General features: G+C 62.7%; 22 protein-coding genes and 1 tRNA gene. 22 read left to right on the plus strand and 1 reads right to left on the minus strand.

What is annotated here, in order from left to right:
- The first annotated feature begins 8 nt into the window (after positions 1–8).
- Positions 9–1,133, plus strand: a complete 1,125-nt coding sequence (ribD, locus tag ABD866_RS14295) for a bifunctional diaminohydroxyphosphoribosylaminopyrimidine deaminase/5-amino-6-(5-phosphoribosylamino)uracil reductase RibD (protein ID WP_345066518.1) — start codon at positions 9–11, stop codon at positions 1,131–1,133.
- Positions 1,134–1,143: 10 nt separating this feature from the next.
- Here ribD and ABD866_RS16345 read toward each other — a convergent pair whose 3' ends face one another.
- On the minus strand, positions 1,144–1,338 hold the full coding sequence (locus ABD866_RS16345) for a hypothetical protein (protein ID WP_425549594.1): 195 nt from the start codon (positions 1,336–1,338) through the stop codon (positions 1,144–1,146).
- A 165-nt stretch (positions 1,339–1,503) separates the two neighbouring features.
- On the opposite strand from ABD866_RS16345, the gene ABD866_RS14300 reads away from it, so the two are divergent.
- From ABD866_RS14300 to nuoN, 21 genes are all read left to right on the plus strand, one after another.
- Positions 1,504–2,661, plus strand: coding sequence for a pyridoxal phosphate-dependent aminotransferase (locus tag ABD866_RS14300; protein WP_345066521.1), 1,158 nt, complete (start codon positions 1,504–1,506; stop codon positions 2,659–2,661).
- A gap of 101 nt (positions 2,662–2,762) precedes the next feature.
- A complete protein-coding gene (gene rpsO, locus ABD866_RS14305; protein WP_345066524.1) occupies positions 2,763–3,029 on the plus strand; it encodes a 30S ribosomal protein S15 in 267 nt (88 codons plus the stop codon).
- 202 nt (positions 3,030–3,231) lie between these two features.
- Positions 3,232–5,466 carry a polyribonucleotide nucleotidyltransferase gene (gene pnp / locus ABD866_RS14310; protein WP_345066527.1) on the plus strand — a complete coding sequence of 745 codons (2,235 nt, stop codon included), beginning with the start codon at positions 3,232–3,234 and terminating at the stop codon, positions 5,464–5,466.
- 113 nt (positions 5,467–5,579) lie between these two features.
- Positions 5,580–6,572, plus strand: coding sequence for an NAD(P)H-quinone oxidoreductase (locus tag ABD866_RS14315; protein WP_345066529.1), 993 nt, complete (start codon positions 5,580–5,582; stop codon positions 6,570–6,572).
- Complete coding sequence (gene tpiA / locus ABD866_RS14320) at positions 6,569–7,315, plus strand: triose-phosphate isomerase (RefSeq protein WP_345066531.1); 747 nt, start codon at positions 6,569–6,571, stop codon at positions 7,313–7,315. Before ABD866_RS14315 ends, tpiA begins: the two co-directional genes overlap by 4 nt.
- A gap of 38 nt (positions 7,316–7,353) precedes the next feature.
- The gene (gene secG, locus ABD866_RS14325) at positions 7,354–7,716 is read left to right on the plus strand and encodes a preprotein translocase subunit SecG (protein WP_345066533.1); all 363 of its coding nucleotides are present in this window, start codon (positions 7,354–7,356) and stop codon (positions 7,714–7,716) included.
- Positions 7,717–7,828: 112 nt separating this feature from the next.
- Positions 7,829–7,913 (plus strand) — tRNA-Leu (locus ABD866_RS14330).
- Positions 7,914–7,989: 76 nt separating this feature from the next.
- Positions 7,990–8,349 carry an NADH-quinone oxidoreductase subunit A gene (locus ABD866_RS14335; protein WP_345066535.1) on the plus strand — a complete coding sequence of 120 codons (360 nt, stop codon included), beginning with the start codon at positions 7,990–7,992 and terminating at the stop codon, positions 8,347–8,349.
- 25 nt (positions 8,350–8,374) lie between these two features.
- Positions 8,375–8,854: a NuoB/complex I 20 kDa subunit family protein gene (locus ABD866_RS14340; RefSeq protein WP_345066539.1), complete on the plus strand. Its 480-nt coding sequence runs from the start codon at positions 8,375–8,377 to the stop codon at positions 8,852–8,854.
- Between the two features lie 11 nt (positions 8,855–8,865).
- Complete coding sequence (locus tag ABD866_RS14345) at positions 8,866–9,474, plus strand: NADH-quinone oxidoreductase subunit C (protein ID WP_345066542.1); 609 nt, start codon at positions 8,866–8,868, stop codon at positions 9,472–9,474.
- A gap of 27 nt (positions 9,475–9,501) precedes the next feature.
- A complete protein-coding gene (locus ABD866_RS14350) occupies positions 9,502–10,755 on the plus strand; it encodes an NADH-quinone oxidoreductase subunit D (RefSeq protein ID WP_345066546.1) in 1,254 nt (417 codons plus the stop codon).
- Complete coding sequence (gene nuoE / locus ABD866_RS14355) at positions 10,752–11,243, plus strand: NADH-quinone oxidoreductase subunit NuoE (protein WP_345066549.1); 492 nt, start codon at positions 10,752–10,754, stop codon at positions 11,241–11,243. The genes ABD866_RS14350 and nuoE overlap by 4 nt, the downstream gene beginning before the upstream one ends.
- Complete coding sequence (gene nuoF / locus ABD866_RS14360; RefSeq protein WP_345066552.1) at positions 11,240–12,595, plus strand: NADH-quinone oxidoreductase subunit NuoF; 1,356 nt, start codon at positions 11,240–11,242, stop codon at positions 12,593–12,595. Before nuoE ends, nuoF begins: the two co-directional genes overlap by 4 nt.
- Before the next feature lie 15 nt (positions 12,596–12,610).
- Positions 12,611–14,737: an NADH-quinone oxidoreductase subunit NuoG gene (gene nuoG, locus ABD866_RS14365; RefSeq protein ID WP_345066555.1), complete on the plus strand. Its 2,127-nt coding sequence runs from the start codon at positions 12,611–12,613 to the stop codon at positions 14,735–14,737.
- A complete protein-coding gene (gene nuoH / locus ABD866_RS14370) occupies positions 14,734–15,816 on the plus strand; it encodes an NADH-quinone oxidoreductase subunit NuoH (RefSeq protein WP_345066557.1) in 1,083 nt (360 codons plus the stop codon). The genes nuoG and nuoH overlap by 4 nt, the downstream gene beginning before the upstream one ends.
- Before the next feature lie 12 nt (positions 15,817–15,828).
- Positions 15,829–16,341 carry an NADH-quinone oxidoreductase subunit NuoI gene (gene nuoI / locus ABD866_RS14375; RefSeq protein ID WP_345066560.1) on the plus strand — a complete coding sequence of 171 codons (513 nt, stop codon included), beginning with the start codon at positions 15,829–15,831 and terminating at the stop codon, positions 16,339–16,341.
- Between the two features lie 44 nt (positions 16,342–16,385).
- On the plus strand, positions 16,386–17,057 hold the full coding sequence (locus tag ABD866_RS14380; protein WP_345066563.1) for an NADH-quinone oxidoreductase subunit J: 672 nt from the start codon (positions 16,386–16,388) through the stop codon (positions 17,055–17,057).
- A complete protein-coding gene (nuoK, locus tag ABD866_RS14385; RefSeq protein ID WP_345066566.1) occupies positions 17,054–17,362 on the plus strand; it encodes an NADH-quinone oxidoreductase subunit NuoK in 309 nt (102 codons plus the stop codon). The genes ABD866_RS14380 and nuoK overlap by 4 nt, the downstream gene beginning before the upstream one ends.
- A 31-nt stretch (positions 17,363–17,393) precedes the next feature.
- Entirely contained in the window at positions 17,394–19,406 is a 2,013-nt protein-coding gene (gene nuoL / locus ABD866_RS14390; protein WP_345066568.1) for an NADH-quinone oxidoreductase subunit L, read from the plus strand.
- A gap of 13 nt (positions 19,407–19,419) precedes the next feature.
- Positions 19,420–20,895 (plus strand): NADH-quinone oxidoreductase subunit M, encoded by a 1,476-nt coding sequence (locus ABD866_RS14395; RefSeq protein WP_345066571.1) that lies wholly within the window; start codon positions 19,420–19,422, stop codon positions 20,893–20,895.
- A 25-nt stretch (positions 20,896–20,920) separates the two neighbouring features.
- Positions 20,921–22,414 carry an NADH-quinone oxidoreductase subunit NuoN gene (gene nuoN / locus ABD866_RS14400; RefSeq protein ID WP_345066574.1) on the plus strand — a complete coding sequence of 498 codons (1,494 nt, stop codon included), beginning with the start codon at positions 20,921–20,923 and terminating at the stop codon, positions 22,412–22,414.
- Positions 22,415–22,425 lie beyond the last annotated feature (11 nt).

Below are 22,425 nucleotides of genomic sequence, written 5' to 3' on the forward strand. Positions count from 1 at the left end.
TCCACCCGATGAGCATGCTTTCACTGCCCCATGATCCATCCCTCATGCAACGCGCGCTGGATCAGGCCCGCGCTGCCATGTGGCGCACGTCCCCCAATCCGCGCGTGGGCTGTGTCATCGCTTCGGCGGATGGCACCGTGCTGGGCGAGGGTGGCACGCAGCAGGCTGGAGGGCCCCACGCAGAGATCATGGCCCTGAGGGATGCCGCTGCGCATGGCCGCTCGGTGCGGGGTGCGACTGCGTATGTCACCCTGGAGCCTTGCGCGCATCACGGACGCACAGGGCCGTGCTGCGATGCGCTCGTGGCAGCAGGTATCGCGCGGGTGGTGGCCTCCATGGAGGACCCCAACCCGCTGGTGGCTGGGCAGGGGTTTGCGCGGCTGCAGGCGGCGGGTGTGCGTGTCGAGGTGGGCCTCGGGGCGGAGGCCGCGCGGGAGCTAAACCTGGGTTTCTTGAGCCGCATGGTGCGCAAGCGTCCATGGGTCAGACTCAAGGCAGCGCTGTCGGCCGAGGGCAGCACGGCGCTGGCCAACGGGCAAAGCCAATGGATCACCGGAGACGCCGCGCGTGCCGATGGCCATGCCTGGCGCGCCCGGGCGTGTGCCGTACTGACCGGTGTCGGAACCGTGCTCTCGGACGATCCGCTGCTGGATGTACGCGCCGTGCAGACCCCGAGACAGCCCCATCTGGTGGTGCTGGACAGCCGCTTGCGCACGCCACCGCAGGCACGCCTGTGGGCGGTGGAGCGTCAGCGCTGGATTTATGCCGCAGCGGTTGACGACAACGGGCGCCGCGCCGCTCTGGAGGCGCGTGGTGCGCAGATCAGGGCGTTGCCCGATGGGCAGGGGCGGGTGGATCTGCCGTCGCTCCTGCAGGACCTGGCGCAGCGCGGCGTGAACGAGCTGCACATAGAAGCGGGCGCGGAGCTCAATGGTGCATGGCTTGCGGCCGACCTCGTGGACGAGCTGCTGCTGTATGTGGCACCGCGCATCGTGGGGCCAGGGCGGCCGCTGGCCCTTTGGGGGCCATTGACCCGTCTCGATCAGGCGCGTGACTTCGAATGGCAGTCGTGCGAGCAGATCGGTCGTGATCTGCGGTTGGTGGCGCGGCGTACGGGTCCTGTGGCGTTTTGATGCGGCGGGTTCACGGCTTGCGGGTGTAGCCCAGGCAGGCTCCAGCATTGGGTCGACCCGCACATTCGCGGTACAGCCTGCGGTCTCGCTCGGCTTTTGTCTCCTCGGCCGGGCTGCGCGACTGCTTGACGCTGGTTTTGGCGCTTTTGGGCTTGTCGGTTGCTGCTGCCGATGCCGTGGGCAGCCCCGCAACAACCAGCGCCATGCCGCATGAAACCACGACCGCCCTCAGTAGAACGGGTGGCTTTCTGGGGGCAGGTGGTGCACGATGATGGACCGCGCCGAATGCGCGACGGCACGCCCATAGGGCAGCCTGTACGCTTGCAAGCTTTTGCATATCAAACCTCCTCTCCGAACACGCCATCGTCCCATGCGTTCCGTGATCCAGCACCTCGAAGAATCCCGTATCCGTGAAGTGGCGAACGCCGGCATGGGAAGGCCGGACGTACTGGCCTTCTGGTTCGGCGAGAGCGACGAGCCCACACCGGAGGCGGTGCGTCGGGCCGCCATCGCATCCATCGAGCGCGGCGAGACCTTCTATGCGCACAACCTGGGCTTGCCTACCCTGCGGGAGGCCTTGGCGGCGTACATGACGGAACTGCATGGGGCGATCGGGCCGGAGCGCATTGCCGTCACGTCTGGTGGTGTGAGTGCGCTCATGATCGCCATGCAAGCGCTGGTGGACCCGGGTGACGAGGTGGTGGTGGTGACACCGGTATGGCCCAACCTGATCGCGCAGCCCCAGATTCTGGGGGCTACCGTGCACACGGTGGCGCTGGCGCCCGATGCGCAGGGTCGCTGGCGGCTGGACCTGGTGGCCTTGCGCGAGGCGGTCGGGCCTCGTACGCGGATGCTGGTACTCAATGCGCCCAACAACCCGACCGGGTGGACACTCACACAGCAAGAGCAGCGCGCCATCCTGGATCACTGCCGCGCAACAGGCACCTGGATCCTGGCGGACGAGGTGTACGAACGCCTGTTCTACGGCGCAGAGGCTGGAGCCTGTGCGCCGAGCTTTCTAGACATAGCGGAGCCCGACGACCGTTTGGTGGTGGCGCACAGTTTTTCGAAGAGCTTTCTCATGACCGGCTGGCGCCTGGGCTGGCTGGTGCTGCCGCCCGCGATGACAGCTGCCATCGGCAAGCTCATCGAATTCAACACGTCGTGTGCCAGCGTGTTTTCGCAACAGGCAGGCCTGGAGGCGCTGGCGCGTGAGGCCGAGATCACACCCCGTGTGCAGCAGCATCTGCAACGCTGCCGCGATACGCTGGTGCCGGCCTTGCAGTGCGTGCCGGGCCTGCAGGTGGCCGCAGCTCCAGGCGGCATGTATGCGTTTTTTCGGCTGCCAGGCCATCCGGATGCGCTCCAGACGGCCAAGCGTCTTGTGGTTGAGGCAGGTCTGGGGCTCGCGCCAGGCTGTGCATTCGGCGAGGCAGGGCAGGGCTGGCTGCGCTGGTGCTTTGCGTCGCGCGATCCGCAGCGCTTGCTGGAGGGCGTGGGGCGGCTGCGCCGCTGGCTCGCGTTATAATCCGCGGGTTTTGCATGTTGCAAAGCGCACGCAGGAGGCCGTTCCAGCCGCCTGCGCAAGTCACAACCCGGGCCCAGTGCCCGCACGATAAGGAAATTTCCATGATCGCCTCTTCCATCAAGGCCGAAGTCGTCAAGGCCAACGCACGCAGCGAAAACGACACCGGCAGCCCCGAAGTGCAGGTTGCACTGTTGACCGCCCGCATCAACGAGCTGACCCCCCACTTCAAGCAGCACGCCAAGGACCACCATGGCCGTCGCGGTCTGCTGCGCATGGTGAGCCGCCGCCGCAAGCTGCTGGACTACCTCAAGGCCAAGGACGCTGACCGTTACACGGCCCTGATCAGCAAGCTGGGTCTGCGCAAGTAATTGCCACCGTATGCCAAAACGCCTGGGTTAGTCCGCTAGCTCAGGCGTTTTTTACTTCGGAGCCGCAAAACAGAGCGAAGCTGTGTCATTCCAACAGTGCTGCCAATGCGCAGGGCAGGGCTGCTGGAATGGCATCGTGTTCTGAATTGCACTCCGGTCCCCGGCGGGAAGGCATCGCCCGCCATCACTACAGGAGATATTCATGAGCATGTTCAACAAGGTCACCAAGACATTCCAGTGGGGCGACAAGACCGTCGTCATGGAAACGGGTGAAATCGCCCGCCAGGCCACTGGCGCGGTGCTGGTCAACATCGACGATACCGTGGTGCTGGCCACTGTGGTGGCCTCCAAGAGCGCCAAGCCGGGCCAGGACTTCTTTCCGCTGACCGTTGACTACATCGAAAAAACCTATGCCGCCGGCAAGATTCCGGGTAGCTTCTTCAAGCGCGAGGCCAAGCCCAGCGAACTCGAAACGCTGACCAGCCGCCTGATCGACCGTCCGATCCGCCCCCTGTTCCCCGAAGGCTTCTTCAACGAAGTGCATGTGGTCATCCACACGCTGTCGCTGAACCCTGAGGTGGACGCTGACATCGCCGCCATGATCGCCACCTCGGCCGCACTGGCCGTATCGGGTATTCCGTTCAATGGCCCGATTGGCGCTGCGCGCGTGGGCTACATCAATGGCGAATACGTGCTCAACCCGGGCCAGACGGCGCGCAAGAACAGCCAGATGGACCTGGTGGTCGCTGGCACCGAAGCGGCCGTGCTGATGGTCGAATCGGAAGCGCTGCAGCTGTCCGAAGAAGTGATGCTGGGCGCCGTGGTGTTTGGCCACGAGCAGGGCAAGGTGGCGATCAACGCCATCCATGAGCTGGTGCGCGACGCCGGCAAGCCCGTGTGGGACTGGCAGCCGCCTGCCAAGGACGAGCCGCTGATCGCCAAGGTCAACGCGCTGGCCGAAGACAAGCTGCGCGCGGCCTACCAGATCCGCAACAAGCAGGCCCGTACCCAGGCTTGCCGCGAGGCCTACGCCGCCGTGATGGAAGGCCTGAAGGCCGAAGGTGTGGAGTTCGATGCCGTCAAGGTCGAAGGCCTGCTGTTCGACATCGAAGCCCGCATCGTGCGTGGCCAGATCCTGGCCGGTGAGCCGCGCATCGACGGCCGCGACACGCGCACCGTGCGCCCCATCGAAATCCGCAACAGCGTGCTGCCCCGCACGCACGGCTCGGCCCTGTTCACCCGCGGTGAAACCCAGGCGCTGGTCGTGGCCACGCTGGGCACCGAGCGCGACGCCCAGCGCATCGACGCGCTGGCCGGCGAGTTCGAAGACCGCTTCATGCTGCACTACAACATGCCCCCGTTCGCCACCGGCGAAGTGGGCCGCATGGGCAGCACCAAGCGCCGCGAAATCGGGCACGGCCGCCTGGCCAAGCGCGCCCTCGTGGCCGTGCTGCCCACCAAGGAAGAGTTCCCCTACACCATGCGTGTGGTGTCCGAAATCACCGAATCCAACGGCTCCTCGTCGATGGCCTCGGTGTGCGGCGGCTGCCTCTCGTTGATGGACGCTGGCGTGCCCATGAAGGCGCACGTGGCCGGTATCGCCATGGGCCTGATCAAGGACGGCAACCGCTTCGCCGTGCTGACCGACATCCTGGGCGACGAGGACCACCTGGGCGACATGGACTTCAAGGTGGCCGGCACCACGGGCGGTATCACGGCGCTGCAGATGGACATCAAGATCCAGGGCATCACCAAGGAAATCATGGAAGTCGCCCTGGCGCAGGCCAAGGAAGCGCGCATGCACATCCTGGGCAAGATGCAGGAAGCCATGGGCGAGGCCAAGGCCGAGGTCAGCAGCTTCGCGCCCAAGCTCTACACGATGAAGATCAATCCCGAGAAGATCCGCGATGTGATCGGCAAGGGTGGGGCGGTGATCCGCGCGCTGACCGAAGAGACCGGCTGCCAGATCAACATCGAGGAAGACGGCACCATCACCATTGCTGCCACCGACGCCACCAAGGCCGACGAGGCCAAGCGCCGCATCGAGCAGATCACGGCCGAGGTCGAGATCGGCAAGGTGTACGAAGGCCCGGTCACCAAGATCCTGGACTTTGGTGCGCTGATCAACCTGCTGCCCGGCAAGGACGGCCTGCTGCACATCAGCCAGATCGCCCATGAGCGCGTCGAGAAGGTCACCGACTACCTGAGCGAAGGCCAGATCGTGAAGGTCAAGGTACTCGAGACCGACGAAAAGGGTCGCGTGAAGCTGTCGATGAAGGCGCTTGCCGACCGTCCGGCTGGCATGAGCGATCGCCCGGCCCCGGCCGAGCGCGGCGAGCGTTCGGAGCGTGGCGACCGCGGTGAAGGCCGCCGTGAGCGCCACCGCGATGGCGACCGCGCTCCGGTCGAGCAGCAACAGCAGCAACAGCAGCAGTGATGCGGATCAGGATGTCTCCCGGCATCCTGGTTGCTATGATTTTGATAGCTGCTTGTGCTTGAATATTAAGCACGAGCGGTTTTCTTTACACTGAATCCTCTGACCCACAAGGCATGAAAGCCATCGCCATCACCGCCCCAGGCGGCCCCGACGTGCTGCAGCCCGTGGAGGCTCCGACGCCCACCCCTGGTGCGGGCGAGGTGCTGATCCGCGTGACGGCCAGCGGTGTGAACCGCCCGGACGTGCTGCAGCGCAAGGGGCTGTACGCTCCGCCGCCGGGTGCGTCGGAACTGCCGGGCCTGGAAGTGGCCGGTGAAATCGTGTCGGGCGATGCTGCGGCGCTTGCAGCCGAAGGCCTTCGCGTGGGCGACCGCGTGTGTGCCCTGGTGGCGGGTGGCGGCTATGCCGAGTACTGCGTGGCACCGGTGGTGCAGTGCCTGCCGGTTCCGGCGGGGCTTAGCGACCTGGAGGCCGCCTCGCTGCCCGAGACCTTCTTCACCGTCTGGAGCAACGTGTTCGACCGCGCGCGCCTGCAGCCGGGTGAAACCCTGCTCGTGCAGGGCGGCACCAGCGGCATCGGCGTCACCGCCATCCAGCTTGCGCGCGCACTCGGTGCGACGGTGATCGCCACCGCGGGCAGCGCCGCCAAATGCGACGCTTGCCTGGCGCTCGGCGCGCACCATGCCATCGACTACAAGCGCCAGGACTTTCGTGACGAGGCGCTGCGCCTCACCGAAGGCCGTGGCGTGGACGTGATCCTCGACATGGTCGCGGGTGAGTACGTGGCGCGCGAAGTCGAATGCCTGGCCGAAGACGGCCGCCTGGTCATCATCGCGGTGCAAGGCGGGGTGCAGGCGCAGTGCAACGCGGGGCTGGTGCTGCGCCGCCGGCTCACCATCACCGGTTCCACCTTGCGCCCGCGCCCGGTTGCCTTCAAAGGAGCCATCGCGCGTGCGTTGCGCTCCCAGGTGTGGCCGCTGATCGAGCAGGGGCGCGTGCGCCCGGTGCTGTTCAAGACCTTTGCGGCCCATGAGGTCGCGCAGGCCCATGCCTTGATGGAATCCAACCAACACATCGGCAAGATAGTTCTTACCTGGACGTCATGAAACGCAAACTGATTGCTGGCAACTGGAAGATGAACGGCGGCCTGGCGGCCAACGAAACGCTGCTGCGTGCCATCGTGGCTGGGCTGCCTGCGCAGGCGGCCTGCGACATTGCCGTGGCGGTGCCATCGCCATACCTCGCACAGGTGCAGGCGCTGACCGCGGGCACCTCGGTGGCGGTGGGGGCGCAGGACGTCTCGACCCACGAAGCGGGCGCCTACACCGGCGAAGTCTCGGCTGCGATGCTGCGCGACTTCGGTGTGCGTTACGCCCTGGTCGGGCATTCGGAGCGTCGCCAGTACCACGCCGAATCGGATGCGGTGGTGGCCGCCAAGGCGCAGCGGGCGCTGGCGGCCGGCATCACACCGGTGGTGTGCGTGGGCGAGACACTGGCCGAGCGAGAAGCGGGCCAGACCGAGCAGGTGGTGCGTCGCCAGTTGGCGGCGGTCATCCATGTCAACGGCCATTGCATTAGCGAGATCGTGGTGGCCTACGAGCCCGTGTGGGCCATCGGCACGGGCCGCACGGCCACGCCCGAGCAGGCGCAGGCGGTGCATGCCGTGCTGCGCGCGCAGCTTGCGGCGGCCACCGAGCATGCCGCGCGCATGCGCATCCTCTACGGCGGCAGCATGAACGCGACGAACGCGGCCGATCTGCTGGCCCAACCCGACATCGACGGCGGCCTGATCGGCGGTGCGTCGCTCAAGGCCCCGGACTTTCTTCACATCATTGCGGCTGCGGCCTGAGCGCCCGGCCCACCCCGATTCTTTTTTGGAGCGAACTCATGAGCATTCTCGTCAACGTGATTCTGGCCGTGCAGATGCTGACGGCCCTGGGCATGATCGGCCTCATCCTCGTGCAGCACGGCAAGGGCGCCGATATGGGCGCTGCTTTTGGCAGCGGCGGCTCTGGCAGCCTGTTTGGTGCCAGCGGCAGCGCAAACTTCCTGTCGCGCAGTACCGCGGTACTGGCCACAGTGTTCTTTGTGGCCACGCTGGCCCTGGCGTATTTCGGCAATGCACGCCCTGCCGGTGTGGGCAGCGTGCTGGAGGCGCCTGCTGCTGCCACACCCGCCGCCGGTGCCAGCGCACCCGCTGAGGCCCCTGCTGCACCGGCTTCCGGCGCTGCCCAGATCCCGACGAAATAATCGCCATTTTTCGGGTCGCTTGACCCGGAGCAGGGTTTTTCCGGGGTAGAATCTCGGATTATCTGGAAAGCCAAAACCGCAAGGTCCTCATGCCATCCAGACACCTGCAACAGCCGTCGTGGTGAAATTGGTAGACACGCTATCTTGAGGGGGTAGTGGCGAAAGCTGTGCGAGTTCGAGTCTCGCCGACGGCACCAAATCCAGAAAGCCCGCCTGCTACGCGTCAGCGAATGCGAAGCCGGCCGGGCTCACAGCGGTGAGCGCATCCCCAAGATGAACCTCGATCAGTACCTCCCCGTTCTCCTGTTCATCTTGGTCGGCATCGCCGTCGGCGTGGTGCCACTGGTGCTGGGCTACATCCTCGGCCCCAACCGCCCCGACGACGCCAAGAACTCTCCCTACGAATGCGGCTTTGAAGCCTTCGAGGACGCGCGCATGAAGTTCGATGTGCGCTACTACCTCGTCGCCATTCTGTTCATCCTGTTCGATCTCGAAATCGCCTTCCTGTTTCCGTGGGCGGTCTCCCTGCAGGAGGTGGGCATGACCGGCTTTGTGGCCGTGCTCATCTTCCTGTCCATCCTCGTCGTCGGTTTCGTCTACGAATGGAAAAAGGGCGCCCTGGACTGGGAGTGATCGGGCTTCTAACGAGGATCTCGCAATGATTGAAGGCGTGATGAAGGAGGGCTTCATCACCACGAGCTATGACTCCGTGGTGAACTGGGCCAAGACGGGTTCGCTGTGGCCGATGACCTTCGGTCTGGCCTGCTGTGCGGTGGAAATGATGCACGCAGCCGCTGCGCGATACGACATCGGCCGTTTCGGTGCGGAGGTGTTTCGCGCCAGTCCGCGCCAGTCCGACCTGATGATCGTCGCGGGCACGCTGTGCAACAAGATGGCGCCTGCGTTGCGCAAGGTGTACGACCAGATGTCGGAGCCTCGCTGGGTCCTGTCGATGGGTTCCTGCGCCAATGGCGGCGGGTACTACCACTACAGCTATTCCGTGGTGCGTGGCTGTGACCGCATCGTTCCGGTCGATGTGTATGTGCCCGGCTGCCCTCCCACCGCCGAAGCGCTGATCTACGGCATCATTCAGTTGCAGCAAAAGATCCGGCGCACCCATACCATCGCGCGCGCCTGAAGGATACCCATATGACGTCTGTAGCCATCCGGCCCGAACAACTCCAGGGCGTGATCGCGGCTGCGCTGGGTGACAAGGCCCGTTCGGTCACCGTTGCGCTGGACGAGGTGACCGTTGTGGTGCCCGCGCAAGCGTATCTTGAGGCCATGCAAATGCTGCGCGACCATGCCCAATGCCGGTTCGAGCAGCTGATCGACCTGTGCGGCATTGACTACTCCACCTACGGCGATGTGGGCACGGATGGGGCTCGCTATGCCGTCGTGTCGCATCTGCTGTCGGTCAGCCTGAACCAGCGTGTGCGCGTGAAGGTGTTCTGCCCGGATGATGACTTTCCGGTTGTGGCCTCCGTCGCAGAGCTCTGGAACTCTGCCAATTGGTATGAGCGCGAGGCGTTCGATCTGTTTGGCATCGTGTTTGATGGCCACAATGATCTGCGCCGGATTTTGACCGACTACGGATTCATCGGGCACCCGTTCCGCAAGGACTTCCCCTTGTCCGGTCATGTCGAGATGCGCTACGACCCCGAACTGCGTCGCGTGGTGTACGAGCCGGTCACGATTGAGCCGCGAGAAATCACCCCGCGCATCATCCGCGAAGACAAGTATGGAGGCCTGCACTGAGCCCACTGGGCCCTTGCGAGATTCACCATGGCGGAAATCAAGAACTATTCCCTGAACTTCGGGCCGCAGCACCCGGCAGCCCATGGCGTGTTGCGCCTCGTGTTGGAGCTGGATGGTGAGGTCGTGCAACGCGCAGACCCGCACATTGGCCTGCTGCACCGCGCCACCGAAAAGCTGGCCGAGCACAAGACCTACATCCAGTCGCTGCCCTACATGGACCGGTTGGACTACGTCTCGATGATGTGCAACGAGCAGGCCTACTGCCTGGCCATCGAGAAGATGCTGGGCATTGAGGTGCCAGTGCGTGCCCAGTACATCCGTACCCTGTTCGGTGAGATTACGCGCCTGCTCAATCACCTGATGTGGCTGGGCTCGCACGGCAACGACTGCGGCAGCTCCACGATCCTGATCTATACCTTCCGTGAGCGTGAAGACCTGTTCGACATGTACGAGGCCGTGTCGGGGGCTCGCATGCATGCGGCGTATTTCCGGCCGGGCGGTGTGTACCGCGATCTGCCGGACACGATGCCCAAGTACCAGGCCAGCAAGATCAAGAACGCCAAGGCGATCGCGGAGTTGAACCGCAACCGCGAAGGCTCGTTGCTGGATTTCATCGACGACTTCTGCGCGCGTTTCCCCAAGTGCGTGGATGAGTACGAAACCCTCCTCACCGACAACCGCATCTGGAAGCAGCGCACCGTCGGTATTGGTGTGGTGTCTCCTGAGCGTGCCTTGAATCTGGGCATGACCGGACCGATGCTGCGTGGATCGGGTATCGCCTGGGACCTGCGCAAGACCCAGCCCTACGACGCCTACGACCGCGTGGATTTTGATATCCCGATCGGCAAGACGGGCGACTGCTATGACCGCTATCTGGTCCGCGTACAGGAAATGCGCGAGTCCAACCGCATCATGAAGCAGTGCGTGGATTGGCTGCGCGCCAACCCCGGTCCGGTGATCACCGACAACCACAAGGTGGCGCCGCCATCGCGTGAAGCCATGAAGTCCAACATGGAGGAGCTGATTCACCACTTCAAGCTCTTCACCGAAGGCTTCCGGGTGCCCGAGGGAGAGGCCTACGCGGCCGTTGAACATCCCAAGGGTGAGTTCGGCATCTACATGGTCAGCGACGGCGCCAACAAACCCTATCGTTTGAAGATCCGCGCCCCGGGTTTCGCCCACCTGGCGACCCTTGATGAGATGGCGCGCGGGCATATGATCGCCGACGCCGTCGCGATCATTGGCACCATGGACATCGTGTTCGGAGAGATTGATCGATGATTACCGAAGCGACCAAGGCGCGATTCGCGCGTGAGGTGGCCAAGTACCCGGCCGACCAGAAGCAGTCGGCCGTCATGGCGTGCTTGTCCATCGTGCAGCAGGAGCAGGGTTGGGTCAGCGCCGAGAGTGAAGCGGTGATTGCCGAGTACCTCGGCATGCCGCAGATCGCCGTACACGAGGTCACGACCTTCTACAACATGTACAACCAGCAGCCGGTGGGAAAATACAAGCTCAACGTCTGCACCAATCTGCCGTGCCAGTTGCGTGATGGCCAGAAGGCCTTGCACCACCTCGAAAAGAAGCTCGGCATTTCCATGGGCGAGACAACGCCCGACGGCCTGTTCACCCTGCAGCAATGCGAATGCCTTGGTGCCTGCGCCGATGCACCCGTGATGCTGGTCAATGACCGCACGATGTGCAGCTTCATGGACAACGAAAAGCTGGATCAACTGGTGGATGGATTGCGTTCCGCGGAGGCTCGCCCATGATCACGTCGGCTCAGATTCTTAGCCAGTTCCAAGCCACAGGCGTTCAGACCTGTTTCCACGACCGCCACGTCGAGCCGCAGATCTATGCAGGTCTGGATGGTACGAACTGGAGCCTGAAGGACTACGAGGCCCGGGGAGGCTACCAGGCGCTGCGCAAGATCCTGGGCAAGGACGGCGGCGAAGGCCTGAGTCAGGACCAGGTGATTGCGACCGTCAAGGAGTCCGCGTTGCGTGGCCGCGGTGGTGCGGGCTTCCCGACCGGTCTCAAGTGGAGCTTCATGCCGCGGCAGTTTCCCGGCCAGAAGTACCTGGTGTGCAATTCGGACGAGGGTGAGCCGGGTACCTGCAAGGACCGGGACATCCTCATGTACAACCCCCACATCGTGATTGAAGGCATGGCCATTGCGGCTTACGCCATGGGCATCACCGTGGGCTACAACTACATCCACGGCGAAATCTTTCAGGTATACGAGCGCTTCGAGGCCGCCCTGGAAGAGGCCCGCGATGCCGGGCTGCTGGGTGACAACATCCTGGGCAGCAACTTCAGTTTCCAGCTGCATGCCCACCACGGTTTCGGTGCGTACATCTGCGGCGAAGAAACGGCGCTGCTGGAGTCACTGGAAGGCAAGAAAGGTCAGCCACGCTTCAAGCCGCCGTTTCCCGCAAGTTTCGGCTTGTACGGCAAGCCGACGACCATCAACAACACCGAGACCTTTGCAGCCGTTCCCTGGATCATCCGCAATGGCGGTGCTGCCTACCTGGCCTGCGGCAAGCCCAACAACGGGGGCACCAAGATTTTCTCGGTCAGCGGCGATGTGGAACGTCCTGGCAACTACGAGATTCCGTTGGGAACGCCGTTTGCAAAGTTGCTCGAGTTGGCAGGCGGTGTCCGCAAGGGGCGTCAGCTCAAGGCCGTGATTCCGGGGGGCTCCTCGGCGCCGGTGCTACCTGCGTCCGTCATCATGGACTGCACCATGGACTACGACTCGATCGCGAAGGCCGGGTCCATGCTGGGTTCTGGCGCCGTGATCGTGATGGACGATTCCCGCTGCATGGTGGAGAGTCTGCTGCGCCTGTCGTACTTCTATTCGCACGAGTCGTGTGGCCAGTGCACACCGTGCCGCGAGGGCACCGGCTGGATGTGGCGTGTGATTGATCGCATCCAGCACGGCCAGGGGCGCGAAAGTGACCTGGACCTGCTCAATTCCGTAGCGGACAACATCCAGGGGCGCACGATTTGCGCCTTGGGCGACGCTGCTGCCATGCCGGTGCGCGCAATGCTGAAGCATTTCCGCTCGGAGTTCGAGGCCAAGATTCGGAACCAGGCGAACCAGGCTCGCAGCCTGGCCTGACCGCGAGTGACGCATATGGTGGAAATTGAACTAGACGGCCAGAAGGTCGAGGTGGCAGAAGGCTGCATGGTGATGCATGCAGCCGAAAAGGCGGGTACCTACATCCCGCATTTTTGCTACCACAAGAAACTCTCGATCGCAGCGAACTGCCGCATGTGTTTGGTGGAAGTCGAAAAGGCCCCCAAGCCCCTGCCGGCATGTGCCACGCCCGTCACCCAGGGGATGGTGGTTCGCACCAAGAGCGACAAGGCCATCAAGGCCCAGCAGTCGGTGATGGAGTTTCTGCTGATCAACCACCCGCTCGACTGTCCGATCTGTGACCAGGGCGGTGAGTGCCAGCTGCAGGATCTCGCGGTTGGCTATGGTGGAAGCGCTTCCCGCTATACCGAAGAAAAGCGCGTCGTGTTCCACAAGGATGTGGGTCCGCTGATCTCGATGGAAGAGATGAGCCGTTGCATCCACTGCACGCGCTGTGTTCGGTTCGGACAGGAAATTGCTGGGGTCATGGAACTGGGCATGATCCATCGTGGCGAGCACTCGGAGATCACCACGGTCGCGGGCGACACCGTGGATTCCGAGTTGTCCGGCAACATGATCGACCTCTGCCCGGTGGGCGCACTGACCAGCAAGCCATTTCGCTACAGCGCCCGCACGTGGGAGCTTTCGCGGCGCAAGTCGGTGAGTCCGCATGACTCCACCGGTGCCAATCTGATCGTGCAGGTGAAGAACCACCGTGTCATGCGCGTGCTGCCTCTTGAGAACGAGGCCGTCAATGAGTGCTGGATCGCTGACCGCGATCGCTTTTCGTACGAGGCGCTGAACAGCACCGACCGACTGATCCAGCCCATGCTCAAGCAGGGCGGCGTGTGGACCGAAGTGTCGTGGCAAACGGCTCTTGAGTATGTGGCCAACGGCCTCAAGGGGATCCGCGAGCAGCATGGTGCCCAGGCCATTGGTGCACTGGTCAGCCCGCACAGCACGGTGGAGGAGGCCTTCCTGGCGGGCCAACTCGTGCGCGGTCTGGGCAGCGACAACGTTGACCACCGCCTGCGCCATGCAGATTTCACCCGGCCCGATGGCATTCGCTGGTTGGGCATGCCGGTGGCTGCACTGTCGCAACTGCAAAGCGTTTTGGTGCTGGGGTCCAATCTCCGAAAAGACCACCCCCTGTTTGCGCTTCGGATTCGCCAGGCTGTGCGCCATGGTGCACGTGTCAGCCGGATCCACAACCAAGACCAGGATTGGGCGATGTCTGTCGCGCACGACCTGGTGGTGCCGGCGGGCGAGTGGTTGGCGTCCCTCTCGGCAGTGGCTGCCGCAGTCGCCCAGGAGCGTCAGGTCCAAGCGCCGCAGCAGGCCCAAGGCGTTGCCGCGACGGAGTCTGCAACGGCCATGGCGCGTGCCTTGCTGGCAGGCGAGCGAAAGGCCATCTTGCTCGGCAATGCTGCTGCCCACCACCCACAAGCCACGCAACTGCTGGCGCTGGCCGAATGGATCGCAAGCCAGACGGGTGCATCGGTCGGTTATTTGACTGAGTCTGCCAACACGGTGGGCGCGCAGTGGGCCAAGGCGATGCCTATGGCGCAGGGTCTGAATGCCGGTCAGATGCTGAATGGTGCGCTGAAGGCTGTGCTGCTGCTCCAGGTGGAGCCACAGTTCGACAGCGCAGCGGGTGCGCAGGCCGTGCAGGCACTGGCCAGTGCGGAGATGGTGGTCACGCTCAGTCCTTTCAAGACCAACATGGATTGCAGCGATGTGCTGTTGCCGATCGCTCCTTTCACCGAAACCTCTGGCACCTTCGTGAATGCCGAAGGGCGCGTGCAGGGCTTCCACGCGGTGGTGCGCCCCCTTGGCGAGACCCGCCCGGCCTGGAAGGTCTTGCGCGTGCTGGGCAACATGCTGGGTGTATCGGGATTCGACCAAGAGTCGTCGCAGGACGTGCTTGCGGCTGTCGCTGGCGGTCAGGTGCCGGCATTCGTGCCGCCTGAGCTTTTGAGCAACGGCGTTCGTTCGGTTCCATCGCTGCCATTTTCGACCGAGCCTTGCGTGGCCGCCATCTATCAACTGGACGGCCTTGTGCGGCGTTCCACTTCGCTGCAGCTGACGGCTGATGGTCGCGCGGCCCAAGGAGCACTCGCATGATCGACGCTCTCCACAGTGCAGGGCTGAACCTGCTGCCTTACGGCTGGTGGACGGCTGCTGCATGGCCCGTTCTCTGGATTCTGCTCAAGATTGTGGCCATTCTGGCGCCCTTGATGGGCGCCGTGGCGTACCTCACCCTCTGGGAGCGCAAGCTGCTGGGCTTCATGCAGGTGCGTCATGGGCCCAACCGCGTCGGCCCGATGGGTCTGCTGCAACCCATCGCCGATGCGGTCAAGCTGCTGACGAAGGAAATCATCCAGCCTGCAGCCGCGAGCAAGGGCCTGTTTGTCCTTGGTCCGGTCATGGCGATCATGCCGGCGCTTGCCGCGTGGGTGGCGGTGCCTTTCGGCCCTGACGTCGCGTTGGCCAACGTCAACGCCGGGCTGCTGCTGATCATGGCGATCACCTCGATTGAGGTCTATGGCGTGATCATTGCGGGTTGGGCCTCCAATTCGAAGTATGCGTTCCTGGGCGCACTGCGCGCTTCGGCGCAGATGGTGAGCTACGAAATCGCCATGGGCTTTTGCTTCCTGGTGGTGATCATGGTGTCGGGCAGCATGAATCTGACCGAAATCGTGATGGGTCAAGCCCAGGGCGCCGCTGCAGAAGCCGGACTGAACTTCCTGTCCTGGAACTGGCTGCCGCTGCTGCCGATCTTTGTGGTGTACCTGATCTCTGGCGTTGCCGAAACGAACCGGCACCCGTTTGACGTGGTGGAAGGCGAGGCCGAAATCGTGGCAGGCCACATGGTCGAGTACTCGGGCATGGGCTTCGCGATCTTCTTCCTGGCGGAGTACGCCAGCATGTGGCTGGTTTCGATCCTGGCCGTGTTGATGTTCCTCGGAGGCTGGCTGCCCCCGATCGACAGCCCTGTGTTCAATGCCATTCCGGGCTGGATCTGGCTGGGGCTCAAGACCTTCCTGGTCGTCTCCATGTTCATCTGGATCCGGGCGACCTTCCCGCGCTTCCGCTACGACCAGATCATGCGTCTGGGCTGGAAGATTTTCATTCCTGTCACCTTGGTGTGGCTGCTCATTGTGGGTGGGTGGTTGCTCTCGCCCTGGAACATCTGGAAGTAAGCAGGTATCCCGATGACCGCTGCCGTTTCCGCCGCTCCTTTTTCCGTCAAGGATTTCCTCAAGAGCTTCATGCTGGTGGAGCTCTTCAAGGGCATGGCCCTGACGGGTCGTTACGCCTTCCGTCGCAAGGTGACGGTTCAGTTCCCCGAAGAAAAGACGCCGCTGTCGCCGCGCTTCAGAGGCTTGCACGCCTTGCGCCGTTATGAAAACGGCGAAGAGCGATGCATTGCCTGCAAGTTGTGCGAGGCCGTGTGCCCTGCGCTTGCGATCACCATCGAAAGCGACGTGCGTGAGGATGGTTCCCGCCGTACGACCCGCTACGACATCGACCTGACCAAATGCATCTTCTGCGGTTTCTGCGAAGAAAGCTGCCCGGTCGATTCCATTGTGGAGACTCAGATCCTCGAATACCACGGTGAAAAGCGTGGCGATCTGTACTTCACCAAAGACATGCTGCTGGCAGTGGGTGACCGCTATGAGCAGCAGATCGCTGCCGCGAAGGCGGCCGATGCGAAGTACCGCTGAGCTTCAGTCGTGTACCGCCCCTGATCATCGACAAAGAGCGATCCATGGACGTCAAGACCGGTTTTTTCTTTTTCTTCTCGGCAGTGCTGCTGTTCGCAGCCTTCCGCGTCATTACCGCGCGCAATCCTGTGCACGCGGTGTTGTACCTGATCCTGGCGTTTGCACAGGCGGCCGCGGTCTGGATGCTGCTCAAGGCCGAATTCCTCGCCATCGCTCTGGTGCTGGTGTATCTGGGCGCCGTGATGGTGCTGTTCCTGTTCGTGGTGATGATGCTGGATATCCATATCGACACCGTGCGCAAGGGGTTTTGGAAGCACTTCCCGCTCGCAGCTGCCATCGGAGCGCTGATTGCTTTTGAAATGGCCGCCATGCTCATGGGGGCCTTTGGTGGCGTGGACGAGTCGAAGGCCATCGCCGTCACGGTGGATGCCGCGGGCAAGGCGGTGCAGGTGTCCAACACCAAGGCCCTGGGCATTCTGCTGTACACCGAGTACTTGTATCCCGTGCAGGTGGCGGCTGTCATCCTGTTGGTGGCCATGATCTCGGCCATCGCTCTGACGCTGCGCCAGCGCAAGGACAGCAAGGCCATCAATCCGTCCGAGCAGATCCGCGTGCGCGCCCAGGACCGGCTGGAAATGGTCCGCATGGCACCCACCCAGAAGGCACCAGAACCGGCATCCGAGACCGGTGTGCAATCGGAGGAGAAGAAGGCATGACACTCACACTTGGGCATTACCTGTCGCTGGGCGCGATGCTGTTCGCGATCTCGGTGATCGGCATCTTTCTCAACCGCAAGAATCTCATCGTGCTGTTGATGGCCATCGAGCTGATGTTGCTGGCCGTGAACCTGAACTTTGTGGCCTTCTCCCACTACCTGGGCGACATGCACGGTCAGGTGTTCGTGTTTTTCATTTTGACGGTTGCTGCGGCCGAATCAGCCATCGGTCTGGCCATCCTCGTGCTGCTCTTCCGCAACAAGACTTCCATCAACGCGGAAGATCTCAATACCCTCAAGGGCTGAGCAGGCCAAGCGTACTTCTAGGTTCTCCAGCATGAGTCAAACCCTAAATGCTTCCACGTTGCTGGCCGTGCCGCTGGCGCCGCTCGTGGGTTCAGCCCTCGCAGGCATCTTCGGCACCACCCTGGGCGGCAACTGGATCGGACGCCGTCTGAGCCACAGCTTCACGATCCTGGGTGTCCTGGTGTCGTTCATCCTGTCGGCCATGACGCTCAAGAGCGTTGCGGTGGATGGCGCTTACTTCAACGAAACGCTCTACACCTGGATGGTGGTGGGCAACCTGAAGATGGAGGTGGGCTTCCTGGTGGACAGCCTGACCGCCATGATGATGGTGGTCGTGACGTTCGTGTCGTTGATGGTGCACATCTACACCATCGGCTACATGGAGGAAGATCAGGGCTACAACCGGTTCTTCGCCTACATCTCGCTGTTCACCTTTTCGATGCTCATGCTCGTCATGAGCAACAACCTGCTGCAGCTGTTCTTTGGCTGGGAGGCGGTAGGTCTGGTCTCGTACCTGCTGATCGGCTTCTGGTTCAACAAGCCGACGGCGATTTTCGCCAACATGAAGGCCTTCTTGGTCAACCGGGTGGGTGACTTCGGTTTCATTCTGGGCATTGGTCTGATCGCTGCGTATGCCGGAACGCTCAACTACGGCGAAATCTTCGCCAAGACGGGTGATCTCGCGGGAATGCAGTTTCCAGGGACGAGCTGGATGCTCGTGACGGTGATCTGCATCTGTCTGTTCATCGGCGCCATGGGCAAGAGCGCGCAGTTTCCCCTGCACGTGTGGCTGCCAGATTCGATGGAAGGTCCGACCCCGATCTCGGCGCTCATTCACGCCGCCACTATGGTGACGGCTGGCATCTTCATGGTGGCCCGCATGTCGCCTGTGTTCGAGCTGTCTGATACCGCGCTGAACTTCATTCTGGTCATCGGTGCAATCACAGCGTTGTTCATGGGCTTCCTGGGCATCATCCAGAACGATATCAAGCGTGTGGTGGCCTACTCGACGCTGTCGCAGCTTGGTTACATGACAGTGGCACTCGGGGCTTCGGCGTACTCGGTGGCAGTGTTCCACCTCATGACGCACGCTTTCTTCAAAGCCCTGCTGTTCCTTGCGGCCGGCTCCGTCATCATGGGCATGCACCACAACCAAGACATCCGATGGATGGGTGGCGTGCGCAAGTACATGCCGATCACCTGGATCACGTCGCTGCTGGGTTCGCTTGCACTCATCGGAACACCTCTCTTCTCGGGTTTCTACTCCAAGGACAGCATCATTGAGGCGGTGCGCTTTAGCCAACTGCCAGCGGCAGGTCTGGCGTACTACGCGGTTCTGGCCGGCGTGTTCGTGACGGCGTTCTACTCGTTCCGGATGTACTTCCTGGTTTTCCATGGCAAGGAGCGGTTCGACCAGAACCCGGACTCCCACCACGGCCACGATCATCACGACGACCACCACGAGCCGCACGAATCGCCCTGGGTGGTGACCGCTCCCCTGATCCTGCTGGCTGTGCCTTCGGTCATCGTCGGTTTCCTGTTTATCGAGCCGATGCTGTTTGGTGACTTCTTCAAGGGTGTGATCTTTGTGGATGCTGCCAAGCACCCCGCCATGGCAGAGCTTGCCAAGATCTTCTCCACCCCCGTGGGTATGGCACTGCATGGTCTGCAGACGCCTCCGTTCTGGTTGGCCCTGGCAGGTGTCGCGGCCGCGTACTACATGTACATGGTGAACCCCGCCTTGCCTGCTGCGATCAAGGCGCGCGTGCAGCCGATCTACACGCTGCTGGAAAACAAGTACTACCTCGACTGGATCAACGAGAACATCATCGCCCGCGGAGCGCGAGCGCTGGGCGTAGGCCTCTGGAAGGCTGGCGACCAGGCCCTGATCGACGGTGCTGTGGTCAACGGTTCCTGGAAGATTGTGGGCTGGATTTCGGGCCTGGTGCGCTGGTTCCAGTCGGGTTATCTGTACCACTACGCACTGGTCATGATCCTGGGCGTGTTTGTGCTGATGACCTATTTCGTCTGGCTCAACAAGTAGGAGAACAACAAAAATGGGACTGTTGAGTCTGGCCATCTGGACACCGATCGCCTTCGGTGCATTGCTGCTGGCCTTCGGGCGGGACGAGCACGCGCGTGCCGTCCGCTGGATCGCCCTCGTAGGGGCCTTGATCGGCTTGCTGGTCACCCTGCCGCTGTATGCGGGTTTCGACAACACGTCGGCTGCGCTGCAATTCGTTGAGAAGGCGGTGTGGATCGAGCGTTTCAACGTGCACTATCACCTGGGCGTGGATGGCATCTCGTTCTGGTTCGTGCCGCTGACGGCCTTCATCACCGTCATCGTGGTGCTGGCGTCCTGGGAGTCGATCACCGAACGCGTGAACCAGTACATGGGCGCGTTCCTGATCCTGTCGGGTCTGATGATCGGCGTGTTCGCAGCAGCCGACGGCATGCTGTTCTATGTGTTCTTCGAAGCCACGCTGATCCCGATGTATCTGATCATCGGCATCTGGGGCGGTCCGAACCGCATCTACGCAGCGTTCAAGTTCTTCTTGTACACGCTGCTGGGCTCGTTGCTGATGCTGATCGCGTTGATCTACCTGTACAACCAGTCCGGTGGCAGCTTCGATATCCAGACGTGGCACAAACTGCCGCTGTCCGCCACCGCGCAGACGTTGCTGTTCTTCGCATTCTTTGCTGCGTTTGCGGTCAAGGTGCCCATGTGGCCGGTGCACACCTGGCTGCCCGATGTGCACGTGGAAGCGCCCACTGGCGGCTCTGCGGTGCTGGCCGCCATCATGCTCAAACTCGGCGCTTACGGTTTCCTGCGTTTTTCGATGCCCGTGGCACCCGATGCAGCGCGCGAATGGGCCTGGCTGATGATCGCGCTGTCGCTTGTCGCCGTGATTTACGTGGGCTTGGTGGCCATGGTCCAGAAGGACATGAAAAAGCTGGTGGCCTACTCGTCGGTGGCCCACATGGGATTTGTGACGCTGGGCTTCTTCATCTTCAATGACCTCGGTGTGTCGGGCGGGCTGGTCCAGATGATCGCCCACGGCTTCGTCTCGGGCGCCATGTTCCTGTCGATCGGCGTGCTGTACGACCGCGTGCACTCTCGTGAAATCGCTTCGTACGGCGGTGTGGTGAACACCATGCCGAATTTCACCGCGTTTGCGCTGCTGTTTGCCATGGCCAACTGCGGCCTGCCGGGTACCGCTGGTTTCGTGGGCGAGTGGATGGTGATCCTGGGGGCTGTGAAGGCCAACTTCTGGGTAGGCGTCGCCGCCGCTACGGCTTTGATCTTCGGCGCAGCCTATACGCTGTGGATGTTCAAGCGCGTGTACCTTGGTCCTGTGGCCAATGCCGACGTGAAGGCCCTGACCGACATCGGCAGCCGCGAGTTCTTCATCCTTGCCGTGCTGGCCCTGGCCGTGCTCGGCATGGGCCTGTATCCCCGCCCGTTTACCGATGTGATGGATGTGTCGGTGGCAGAGCTGCTCAAGCACGTCGCGCTGTCCAAGCTGAACTGACCCAACCGAACTGAGAGACTTCGAGATGATTGACAACATCAGTTGGCTGGCGGTGTACCCGGAAATCGTCCTGCTCGTCATGGCGTGCGTGATCGCGCTGGTCGATCTGGGCGTGCAGAGCCCGCGCCGCACCGGCACCTATGTGCTGACCATGCTCACACTGGCTGTGGTGGCCGGCTTGCAAGCCATGTATGCCAGCAGCGGCAATACCTTCTACGGCTTTGGCAACATGGTCGTGAGCGATGCCATGGGCAACTGGCTCAAGTGCTTTGCTACCCTGGCCATGATGGTGACGCTGGTGTACGGGCGCCCCTATGCTGCAGACCGCGACATGCTGCGCGGTGGCGAGCTGTTCACGCTGTCCATGTTTGCACTGCTCGGCATGTTCATCATGATCTCGGGCAACAACCTGCTCGTGATCTATCTGGGCCTGGAATTGCTCACGCTGTCGAGCTATGCGCTCGTGGCCTTGCGCCGTGACCACGTGGTGGCCACCGAAGCGGCCATGAAGTACTTTGTGCTCGGGGCCATGGCCAGCGGTTTCCTGCTGTACGGCCTGTCGATGGTGTATGGCGCTACCGGCTCGCTCGACATCGGCCAGGTCTTCAAGGCCGTCAATGCCGGGCAGATCAAGCACCAGGTGCTGGTGTTCGGCCTGGTCTTTGTGGTGGCGGGCCTGGCTTTCAAGCTGGGGGTCGTGCCCTTCCACATGTGGGTACCCGATGTGTACCAGGGCGCTCCGACGGCCATCACGGCCATGATTGGCGGCGCTCCCAAGCTGGCGGCCTTCGCTATCACCATGCGCCTGCTGGTCGATGGGTTGCTGCCCCTGGCGATTGATTGGCAGCAGATGCTCGGGGTGCTGGCCATTGGTTCGCTCCTGGTGGGCAACCTGGCGGCCATTGCGCAGACCAACCTCAAGCGCATGTTCGCGTACTCGACCATCTCGCAAATGGGCTTCGTGCTGCTGGGCATGATGTCGGGCGTGGTGCAGGGCAATGTGGATGCTGTGGCGGCTGAAAACGCCTACAGCGCTGCCATGTTCTACGTGGTGACCTATGTGCTCACGGCGCTGGCCAGCTTCGGGGTCATCTTGTTGATGGCCCGGGAAGGCTTTGAAAGCGAGGAGATTGCCGACCTGGCAGGCTTGAACCAGCGCAGCCCGCTGTATGCAGGCGTGATGGCGGTGTGCCTGTTCTCCATGGCCGGTATTCCGCCGCTGGTGGGCTTCTACGCCAAGCTGTCGGTGCTGCAGGCCCTCGTGGCCTCGGGCTCGACGGCCCATCTGGTGCTGGCAGTGTTTGCCGTGATCATGTCGCTGATCGGCGCGTTCTACTACCTGCGGGTGGTGAAGGTCATGTACTTCGACGCGCCCCTGACCGCCACCACGGTGGCAGCGCCCGCCGACGTGCGGGTGGTGCTGACGATCAATGGTGCGCTGGTGCTCATCCTCGGGCTGATGCCGGGTGGCCTGATGGCGCTGTGCGCAGACGCCATCGTGCGTTCGCTCGCCAGCTGAACCACAACCGT

It is taken from the genome of Acidovorax lacteus (assembly GCF_039540375.1).
GTDB classification, from domain to species: Bacteria; Pseudomonadota; Gammaproteobacteria; order Burkholderiales; family Burkholderiaceae_C; genus Acidovorax_G; species Acidovorax_G lacteus.